Origin of the sequence: Euzebyella marina, assembly GCF_003687485.1 — a bacterium.
Lineage (GTDB): Bacteria > Bacteroidota > Bacteroidia > Flavobacteriales > Flavobacteriaceae > Euzebyella > Euzebyella marina.
The window spans coordinates 222,819-231,980 of sequence record NZ_CP032050.1 but is presented as its reverse complement, the minus strand read 5'-3'; the positions used below and the strand labels follow the sequence as shown (position 1 = coordinate 231,980).

At 36.6% G+C, this 9,162-nt stretch carries 10 protein-coding genes and 1 tRNA gene; 6 read left to right on the top strand and 5 right to left on the bottom strand.

What is annotated here, in order from left to right:
- The first annotated feature begins 16 nt into the window (after window positions 1-16).
- From D1013_RS01000 to D1013_RS00990, 3 genes are all read left to right on the top strand, one after another.
- On the top strand, window positions 17-970 hold the full coding sequence (locus D1013_RS01000) for a PorP/SprF family type IX secretion system membrane protein (RefSeq protein ID WP_121847111.1): 954 nt from the start codon (window positions 17-19) through the stop codon (window positions 968-970).
- Window positions 971-1,049: 79 nt separating this feature from the next.
- The gene (folB, locus tag D1013_RS00995) at window positions 1,050-1,412 is read left to right on the top strand and encodes a dihydroneopterin aldolase (protein WP_121850543.1); all 363 of its coding nucleotides are present in this window, start codon (window positions 1,050-1,052) and stop codon (window positions 1,410-1,412) included.
- A 43-nt stretch (window positions 1,413-1,455) separates the two neighbouring features.
- Window positions 1,456-1,526 (top strand) — tRNA-Cys (locus tag D1013_RS00990).
- A 60-nt stretch (window positions 1,527-1,586) separates the two neighbouring features.
- On the opposite strand, the gene D1013_RS00985 is transcribed toward D1013_RS00990, so the two are convergent.
- The 3 genes from D1013_RS00985 to rnr all read right to left on the bottom strand — a co-directional run bounded on the left by D1013_RS00985 (window position 1,587) and on the right by rnr (window position 5,307).
- Window positions 1,587-2,264, bottom strand: coding sequence for a LysE family translocator (locus D1013_RS00985; protein WP_121847110.1), 678 nt, complete (start codon window positions 2,262-2,264; stop codon window positions 1,587-1,589).
- Window positions 2,265-2,374: 110 nt separating this feature from the next.
- Complete coding sequence (locus D1013_RS00980; RefSeq protein WP_121847109.1) at window positions 2,375-3,055, bottom strand: head GIN domain-containing protein; 681 nt, start codon at window positions 3,053-3,055, stop codon at window positions 2,375-2,377.
- Between the two features lie 56 nt (window positions 3,056-3,111).
- The gene (gene rnr / locus D1013_RS00975) at window positions 3,112-5,307 is read right to left on the bottom strand and encodes a ribonuclease R (protein WP_121847108.1); all 2,196 of its coding nucleotides are present in this window, start codon (window positions 5,305-5,307) and stop codon (window positions 3,112-3,114) included.
- Between the two features lie 648 nt (window positions 5,308-5,955).
- Between rnr and D1013_RS00970 the strand changes: the two genes are divergently transcribed.
- The 3 genes from D1013_RS00970 (at window position 5,956) to D1013_RS00960 (ending at window position 7,852) form a co-directional block, all read left to right on the top strand.
- Complete coding sequence (locus D1013_RS00970) at window positions 5,956-6,387, top strand: RpiB/LacA/LacB family sugar-phosphate isomerase (protein WP_121847107.1); 432 nt, start codon at window positions 5,956-5,958, stop codon at window positions 6,385-6,387.
- 103 nt (window positions 6,388-6,490) lie between these two features.
- Window positions 6,491-7,405, top strand: a complete 915-nt coding sequence (locus D1013_RS00965) for a cation diffusion facilitator family transporter (protein ID WP_121847106.1) — start codon at window positions 6,491-6,493, stop codon at window positions 7,403-7,405.
- Window positions 7,406-7,852: a GNAT family N-acetyltransferase gene (locus tag D1013_RS00960; RefSeq protein WP_121847105.1), complete on the top strand. Its 447-nt coding sequence runs from the start codon at window positions 7,406-7,408 to the stop codon at window positions 7,850-7,852.
- Between the two features lie 51 nt (window positions 7,853-7,903).
- Here D1013_RS00960 and D1013_RS00955 read toward each other — a convergent pair whose 3' ends face one another.
- Together D1013_RS00955 and D1013_RS00950 are read right to left on the bottom strand one after the other, a co-directional pair.
- Entirely contained in the window at window positions 7,904-8,284 is a 381-nt protein-coding gene (locus tag D1013_RS00955; RefSeq protein ID WP_121847104.1) for a hypothetical protein, read from the bottom strand.
- A 273-nt stretch (window positions 8,285-8,557) separates the two neighbouring features.
- Entirely contained in the window at window positions 8,558-9,160 is a 603-nt protein-coding gene (locus tag D1013_RS00950) for a hypothetical protein (protein ID WP_121847103.1), read from the bottom strand.
- Between the last annotated feature and the right edge of the window lie 2 nt (window positions 9,161-9,162).

Sequence of the window (9,162 nt, the reverse complement as noted above, 5' to 3'; positions counted from 1 at the left end):
TTAACCTAACTAGACCATGCGCAAAATAATATGGACCATGTTGCTCTTCACGAGCGTCATAGCCGTTAGAGCCCAAGAGCTTAACTCACCACAGCTCTCCCAATATTTGGCAGATAACCCTTTTGTTCTCTCGCCGGTATATGCTGGTATCGGTGATCATGTTAAAATCAGGCTCAACGGCCTTACCCAGTGGGTCGGTATCAAAGATGCGCCCCAAACGCAATCGTTGGCGGCAGATATGCGCCTTGGCGAGAAATCAGGTATCGGAGTCTTTCTTTACAATGATAAAAATGGTTACACTAAACAACAAGGTGCCAGGGTATCGTTTGCCCATCACTTGACAATTGACCGCTATGATGACGAATTTCTATCATTTGGTCTATCGTACAACTTCAATCAATTCAGAATAGATGTCGATAAATTCATCGATGCCGATTTTGATCCCGGAGTTATCAATAACCGACAAACAAGCAACCATAACTTTGATGTAGGCGCCATGTATCGCTACGGTAAGTTTTACCTAAGCGCCAACGCTTCTAACTTATTAGGCAAGGATCCGAATAATTTTACTTTTGATGTTGATGAGCCTAATGAATTAAGAAACTACTACGTTTATACCGGTTATCGATACAGAAAGAACAAAAACACCAATCTAGAAATTGAACCTTCCGTTTTGTTCAAAGTATTCGAAAGTGATGGTCGTTCAGAAACAGATTTAAACCTGAAATTCAGATGGTACGATTTCGAAGATTATTATTACGCAGGTGTCAACTACCGTTTTTTGAATGATCAAATCGGAAATCCTTTGTATATCGCTCCTTTCGCAGGGCTTAAGAAAAACAATTTTTACTTTGGCTATTCGTACCAAATAATTCTAAATGAAATTATTACCTATAGTACGGGTACCCATGTGGTGACCATCGGTGTAGATCTCTTCCAAGGTTTAAGTAACTGCCGTTGTACTTATTAAATTCTAAAAACGTTGAAACAAAAATCCTACTACGAGCCTTTGATTAGTTTGATGTAATTTTGCATAAAATTTGAAGGTCTTGGGAAAGGTTAAAGTTGAAAACATTCGTGTGTATGCGCACCATGGGTGTTTAAAAGAAGAAACTGCAATTGGCAGTGAATACCGGGTAGATATTTCTGTGGATGCCGATATTGCTAAAGCAGCCATTTCAGATCGCCTATCTGACACGGTCGATTATGTACATATCAACCACATTGTTAAAGAGGAAATGAAGATACCTTCAAAACTTCTTGAACACGTAGGCCATCGCATCATTACACGAATTTTTAATGAAATTGCCATTGTTGATAAAGCACAAGTATGGGTTTCAAAAATAAATCCACCGATAGGTGGTGATGTAGAAAAAGTTACGGTAGTGTTGAAGGAAAAAAGAAAGGATTAGTTTTCCATTATAAAAGAAACGAATTACCTTTGCGCTTGCAAATGGCATCGTGGCCGAGTGGCTAGGCACAGCTCTGCAAAAGCTTGTACAGCGGTTCGAATCCGCTCGATGCCTCAAAAAAACCCTTAAAGCTTTTATGTTTTGAGGGTTTTATTTTTTACGAGCTTTCCCTCTTTAATTGAAGTGGCCCAGTTCAATTCGCTCAATACCCTCTTCGATATTAAATTGATCCTTAGGTAAAAATCCTTTTACTATAAGAACAATACCGCATATCATCAACACAACTCCGAGACCTCTTTTTACCCAATGTATTCGCTCGATGGTAAGCTTTCTTTTCAGTTGTTTGGCCAGTAATATTTTAAAGAGATCCATTAAGAAGTAAGCACCCAGCATACTGGCAAAAAATACGAACAAACGATTGGGCTCATTATCAAGACTAGGGCCAACGACTATTAAAACACCCAACCAGAAAATAAGTACCCCGATATTTATGAAATTCAATAAGAACCCCTTTACGAACAAACCAAGATAGCTTCGTTTACTTGCCTTTATCTTCTCTTTAATCTTCTCTTTAGGTCTTTTAAAAAAAGTAGTAATCCCATAAACCAGAAGAATAGCGCCACCAAAAACGTAAAGGCCTGGTTGATTACTTAAGTTTTCCAATAATTGAAAACTACTGAAATAGGCTATGCCCAAAAAAACGATATCTGCAAGTATAACCCCAAAATCGAAGCAGAGTGCTGCTCTAAAGCCCCTTATAGCACTTGTCTCTAAAAGAACAAAGAAAACAGGGCCAATCATAAAGCTTAGCAAAAAGCCCAATGGTACGGCTGCCTGTACGTCTTCGATCATTAGTTCTTTATTTAATTATATACTACATCGTTCTTCAGGTACTATTAAAGACCTGATGATAGAATGCAAATTAATAAACTGGTTTTGGTTGATAAAAAGGAAACTAGAAATTACATACGGGTTACCGTACCTCCAAATACTGTTTTTTCATCCATTTTCGCGGGGTCTCCATAAACCAAGACCTCACCGCCGGCCTTCACCGTTGCCTTCACATAATCAGATGCATAAATCTCTGCTCTTGATCCAGCGTTCACATTAACGGTCGAAAATTTCGTTTTTAACTCTTTGCCCTCGTAAACCCCACCGGTATTAATGGCCACATCTTGCAAATCTGAAGAACCGGTTGTCGCAATTACACCACCGGTGACGGTTTTAATCAACAGCTGTTCTACCTGTGCATTTATTTGTAATTCGCCACCTTCTTGAGCCTTCAGTTCAAGAACATCTTGCTGTATGGTGTGGTCCGCAGCTATTCTGGCGTCTTCATTCACATCAATGATTACCAGTTTTTCGGTATAATAAAGATCTACAAAAGTACGATAGCCACTGAAAATCTTATTAATCTGCATTCTAATTTTAAGAACGCCATCATTGTTTACGATTGCTACCTTTTGAATATTCTCACCGGTTATAACGGCCTTATTCTCATTTGATTTTATCAATTTTACAGAGATGCCATCAAAAGCCTTGACCTCCGTAAATCTGGTCAGCTCTTGGGTTATCTTACTATCTTGGGCATTGACCCAAGTAATTAACAATAAACCAACGGTAAGTAAAACGAACTGTTTCATGATGTTTTTAAGGTTGATTTGTTATTAAATAAACAAAATCTATTCCAAAAAGAAACCTATTCACCGTACTTTCCCAGCAATGAGAAATCAAGATGACGTTTAATCAAATCAGTGTCTTTGACCATGACAACAACTTCGTCACCTAATTGATAGGTTTTTTTGGTACGTTCACCAACAATTGCGTATTCTCGTTCATCAAAGATATAATAATCGCCCTTTATATCACTTATTCTCACCATACCTTCGCATTTGTTCTCTATAATCTCGACATAAATACCCCATTCGGTAACTCCGCTGATAACCCCAACAAATTCTTGATCTTGATGGTCTTGCATGAACTTAATCTGCATGTATTTGATGGAATCTCGTTCGGCACTAGAAGCCAGATACTCCATATCGGAAGAATGCTTGCATTTTTGTTCATATACCTCCGCTTTGGCAGAATCACCTCCATCTAAATAATGTTGTAATAGACGATGTACCATCACATCAGGGTACCTACGTATCGGTGATGTAAAGTGGGTATAGTAATCAAAGGCCAAACCGTAATGGCCGATATTATCGGTAGTGTAAATAGCCTTGCTCATACTTCTAATGGCAAGGGTATCTACTAAGTTCTGCTCTTTACGACCCTTTACATCTTCGAGAAGCTGGTTTAGAGAAGCGCTAATCGATTTTTTACTTTGAAAGTTTATCTTATGGCCAAACCTTGAGATAATACCATTAAGGGCCATTAATTTATCTTCATCGGGATTATCATGAACCCTGTATACAAATGTTTTTATCGGTTTTTGTTTTCCAATATACTCAGCCACTTTTCTATTGGCCAATAACATGAACTCCTCAATAAGCTTATTCGCATCTTTCGACTCTTTAAAATAAACGCCCACAGGTTCGCTTGCTTCGTTCAGATTAAATCGAACCTCAACCTTATCAAAAGATATAGCCCCTCTTTGCATACGCCTATCTCTCATTATTTTGGCCAAACGATCCATCTCTAACGTTGCCTTTACGATGTTCTCTGAAACGGAATAAGCCTTATCATCCCTTATAGAAATGTCTTTTGGAATATCTCCTTTTCCAGTTTCGATAATATGCTGGGCTTCCTCATAAGCAAAACGTTCGTTTGAATTAATAACAGTTCTACCGAACCACTGATTTTTGATTCCAGCATTCGCGTCTATCTCAAAAATTGCTGAGAAAGTATATTTTTCTTCATTAGGTCGTAAAGAGCAAGCATTGTTCGATAATACTTCGGGCAACATAGGTACCACTCTATCTACTAAATACACCGAGGTAGCTCTTTCATAGGCTTCATCATCTAGAACCGTATCTTGTAACAAGTAATGAGAAACATCGGCAATATGAATGCCTATTTCGTAATTACCGTTCTCTAACAGTTCAAAAGAAAGGGCATCATCAAAATCTTTGGCATCTTTAGGGTCTATCGTGAAAGTCAGCACATCACGCATATCCCTTCTTTTAGCGATTTCCTCTTCTTTTATAGAGGTATCAAGAGTATCGGCAAAGCGCTGTACTTCCGTAGGAAATTCATAAGGAAGGCCATATTCGGCCAAAATTGCGTGTATCTCTGTATTATGTTCACCTGGTTTTCCTAAAACCTCGGTTACCGAGGCTATGGGCGAATCTGCATCATCGGGCCAGTCTTCAAGCTTCACAACAACTTTATCTCCATCTTCTGCGGTATTCTCTTTACCCTTGGGAATAAAAAAGTCGGTATACATTCTAAAGTCGGTAGGTCTGACAAAACTGAAAGTCTTCTGTCTTTCCATAATACCGACAAACTCTGTCTTTTTTCTCTCAACTACCTTGGTTATCTCACCTTCGAGTTTTTTTCCTTTTCTTTTAGGGTAAATATAAATCTCAACGGTATCGCCGTGAAAGGCCCTTTTCAATTTATTGAAAGGTACGAACACATCGTCATCAAAACCTTCTACGATGATGTAAGCATTGCCCCGACCCGTTAAATCAACAACTCCGGTATGGTACGTTTTGGTAACGGTCGCTACTTTATAACGCCCTCTTTCTTCTTCAATAATACGTTTACTTTGTTTTAATTGCCCCAGTCTTTTGATCAATTGGTTTCTATCTTGGGTATTGTCTAACCCCAACTGAGACGCAATCTGTTTATAGTTAAAAGTTTTTTTCGGATTTTTTTCAAGTACCGTGAAGATTCCTTTTGTAATCTCGTTCTTTCTATGGTTTCTTGCTTTCTTCTTCTTTTTCGACATTAAGTACTTTTCTTATATAAGTGAAAATTACAAATTATAATTCATTGGCCTAGATCAAAGCGCTTATCATCTTTAAGTAAACGTTATCAACACATATATTCATATTAACTTTTTTCTTTTTTAAATTTTAAATAGAAATGGTACTTATGATAGGGTGTTAATAGTGATGAAAAGATTTATTGAAAAAACTTGCTTTGAAACGATGATAAAAGTTGTTCACATTTTTTTAACTTTTAATATCTCAGAAAATCAGGCATTTAAAATCTTTATAAAAGATGGTTTATAACAAGTATGAACATGAATTTTTTGAAAACTCATTGTAAACTTACTGTTAATTTCAAAAGGATTAGTCTTGAAATAACGCTGTAAAATTCGAACAAAATAATTTGCGGAGTAATCGGTAAGTTTTGTAAGGCACTTTTAGCTGGTAAAAACAAAATTTAAGATCTAATTGTTTTTGATAGGTTATTAACAATTAATCCACCTTGTGCATGATACAAATAAACAACCTTCTATAGACCTCTTAAAACAATTGTTGTAAACAGTTACTATTTTGTGGTGTAGCCTTTCTATTTCATACCTTTGTGAAGCTCGGTGTTATCTACTTGGCAAACAGTTTTAAGTATAGCTTCATAATTTACGCAACACATGAAAATTTCTATAGGTAACGATCACGCAGGAACGGAATATAAATTGGCCATTGTAGGGTTGTTAAAATCAATGGATATAGAAGTTCAAAATTACGGTACCGATGGTTCTGATAGTGTCGACTATCCTGATTTTGTTCATCCGGTAGCAGAAGATGTTGAATTAGGAAACGCCGATTTTGGAATTATTGTATGCGGTAGTGGCAACGGTGCTTCAATGACGGCCAATAAACATCAAAAGGTGCGATGTGCCCTTTGTTGGACCAAAGAAATCGTGGAATTAGGAAGGGAACACAATGATGCTAATATTTTAAGTCTTCCTGCTAGGTTTATTTCATTGCCCCAGGCGCTTGAAATGGTCAAAACTTTTCTAAATACCGAATTTGCAGGTGGTAGGCACGAACGCAGAATAGAAAAGATACCTTGTTCATAAAGGCCTTTATCTTTTAAGATAGTTATCAGTTATATTTATACAATCGATTATTATTAATCGAGTGCCCTCCCTTTGAACTATATTACCAATTCGTATAACTATTATGGGCCATTCACATCATAACCATTCTCATTCACATTCTGAGTTGAGTGGCAGAAATCTAGTGATTTCAATACTACTCAATATTGTTATTACCATTTCACAAGTCATCGGAGGTATAATTTCCGGTAGTTTATCGCTTCTTTCAGATGCCCTTCACAATTTTAGTGATGTTCTCTCTTTGGTTGTAAGTTTTATTGCTAATCGTCTTTCAAAGAAAAAGGCATCTACCAGTAAAACTTTTGGTTATAAAAGAGCTGAGATAATAGCTGCTTTTGTAAATGCGGCAACTCTTGTGATAGTTTCCCTTATTTTAATTAAAGAAGCCGCAGAGCGCTTTTTACAACCACAAGAAATAGAATCCAACCTTGTTATCTGGCTGGCACTTTTAGGAATTATAGCTAACGGATTCAGCGTTTTTCTATTGAAGAAAGATGCCGATAACAATATGAATATGAAGTCGGCTTATTTACATCTATTAACTGATATGATGGCTTCCGTTGCGGTACTGGTCGGGGGTATATTGATGAAATTTTACCAAATCTATTGGGTAGACGCGGTTCTTACCTTTGCCATAGCTATTTATCTTATTTATATGGGATATGATTTACTAAAGGAATCTACCAAGGTTCTCATGTTATTTACCCCAAACACTTTGAAAGTACAAGAGATTGTATCGACAATTTCTAAGATAGCATCCGTGAAGAATGTTCATCACGTACATATATGGCAGTTAAACGAGAACGAAATACACTTTGAAGCCCATATTGACTTCAATGAAGATATTCGGCTTTCAGAATTTGATAAGATTTTAGATCAAATAGAAGAAGAGCTGCACCATACATACGGAATCAACCATGTGAATATTCAACCAGAATATGGCAAGCGTGACAGTAAACATATAATAGTTCAAGATTAGATGATTTTGATTGAGGTCAAGCCTTTTTTAGACCTAGGCTTAGAAGAACTGCATGAAATATTAAGATTGCGAAGTGAAATTTTTGTGGTCGAACAGGATTGTGTCTACCAAGATATAGATGGCAAAGATGAAAGGGCACTACATGTGATCGGAAGAAAAAATGGTGAAATTGTAGCCTACACACGTTTATTTAGAGCGGGTGATTATTTTGACGAAGCGTCTTTCGGACGGGTAGCTGTCAAAAAGTCGGAACGAAAATATGGCTACGGAAGACAAATAGTTGGCGCCTCTATAGATGCTATTCGAGACCATTTCTATGAAACGAAAATCAAGGTTTCTGCCCAACTATATCTTGAAAGATTTTATCACTCTTTTGGGTTTAACCAAGTCGGGGAAGGCTATTTAGAAGATGGAATACCCCATATTTCAATGGTGCTCAACAAGTAAAGGCCGCATTTGCAGCCTTTTGTATAGAATTGAATTTTAGAGAATTATCCTTTAGATTTTGATAGGTTCCTTATTACTAAGGTTGATGTCTTGCAACATGCTATCGGTAAACTTATAATGCCCTCTGGTAGTAATAATCCTAAAACGGTTTTGGTTCATTCTACTTAGGGTATCTAAAAACAACCATTTTGTTTTTAGTAATCTCGGTTTTTCCGATTTGAGGCTAATTTCGAAATAGTATTTACGTCCGTTTTTAACTGCGACTATGTCAGGTGTAATCTTGGTCTCAGCACCTTTTGCCTTACGTACGTAAGATTTAGGTGTTTCATAACCCTCCATATCAGCTTTGATATTTTCAAAACCGGTAGCCTCTAAATGACTGATAGACTTCTCTAAAAATTCTTGATTTTCTGACTTTTCTACTTTTACCATACCTTATAAAATAACATTTATAGGCAGAATCACAAATTATAGGGTTTGATTAACAGGAGTTTAATAGTCTTTCAAAGTATTGCGGCTAGCTTTTCTAAATTGAAGGGGTAAAAGTGGCAAACAAACTAATTAGTATGTAATCATCTTTTCCTTTGCATATTACATACAAATTCAAGGGGTCTAAAGACGCGATTTTAAGGATGTAAGGTTTAGAATACTCTAAACATTTAATAGGAAAACGTTGAGACCGACCGATTGGTCGGTCTAAATAGCTCAAACCAAACGTTTGGCCACCCCTTGCTCTATTAAAAAATCGAGTTTTAAAATGAGATTTAAAGGTTTCTCCGCCTTGTTGGAAATTGAGGAATATAGATATCCTTCTTTTCTGTGATGAAATTGTTCAATTACTGACTTGCCGTGAGGTAATTGCTTATTCAAAAATTCTTGGAGACTCAAATTTCTTTCTTCCAATAACTGAAGTAGCTTTTTTCTGTTGACAAAAGTTATTTTACAAGACGTGAATTTATCGGGTTCGTCTTGGTAGATAGCAGTCACAAGTGAGTAGAAATGGGTTCTTTTGTTCGTATCAGATAACCAGCCTGATTTTAATTTTCCTTTTTTATAATAACTAAGTTCGAAAGCAAAAGTAGGTAGGTCGTCGTTTACATAGTCTAATTGTGCTTTTTCATCAACTATAAATTCCTCGTTTGTAGTTTTGTTTACAAGAATCAAATCAACACCTTCCCGTTGCTGTTGCAAATCGTTAACGCGAAGAAAGTTGTAATTTCTTAAATATTTTGAATAATAGTGGTCAAGCAAAGACTGTAGCTTTTGTTCTTTGTTCAGATCTTCTTCAAAAGTACTTTTAAGAACCACTT

Coding starts and splice junctions, on each gene's coding strand:
- rnr (WP_121847108.1), bottom strand. CDS start 5,307: ATGTCGAAAAAGAAGAAGAAAGCAAGAAACCATAGAAAGAACGAGATT.
- D1013_RS00960 (WP_121847105.1), top strand. CDS start 7,406: ATGATTTTGATTGAGGTCAAGCCTTTTTTAGACCTAGGCTTAGAAGAA.
- D1013_RS00955 (WP_121847104.1), bottom strand. CDS start 8,284: ATGGTAAAAGTAGAAAAGTCAGAAAATCAAGAATTTTTAGAGAAGTCT.
- D1013_RS00970 (WP_121847107.1), top strand. CDS start 5,956: ATGAAAATTTCTATAGGTAACGATCACGCAGGAACGGAATATAAATTG.
- D1013_RS01000 (WP_121847111.1), top strand. CDS start 17: ATGCGCAAAATAATATGGACCATGTTGCTCTTCACGAGCGTCATAGCC.
- D1013_RS00985 (WP_121847110.1), bottom strand. CDS start 2,264: ATGATCGAAGACGTACAGGCAGCCGTACCATTGGGCTTTTTGCTAAGC.
- D1013_RS00980 (WP_121847109.1), bottom strand. CDS start 3,055: ATGAAACAGTTCGTTTTACTTACCGTTGGTTTATTGTTAATTACTTGG.
- D1013_RS00965 (WP_121847106.1), top strand. CDS start 6,491: ATGGGCCATTCACATCATAACCATTCTCATTCACATTCTGAGTTGAGT.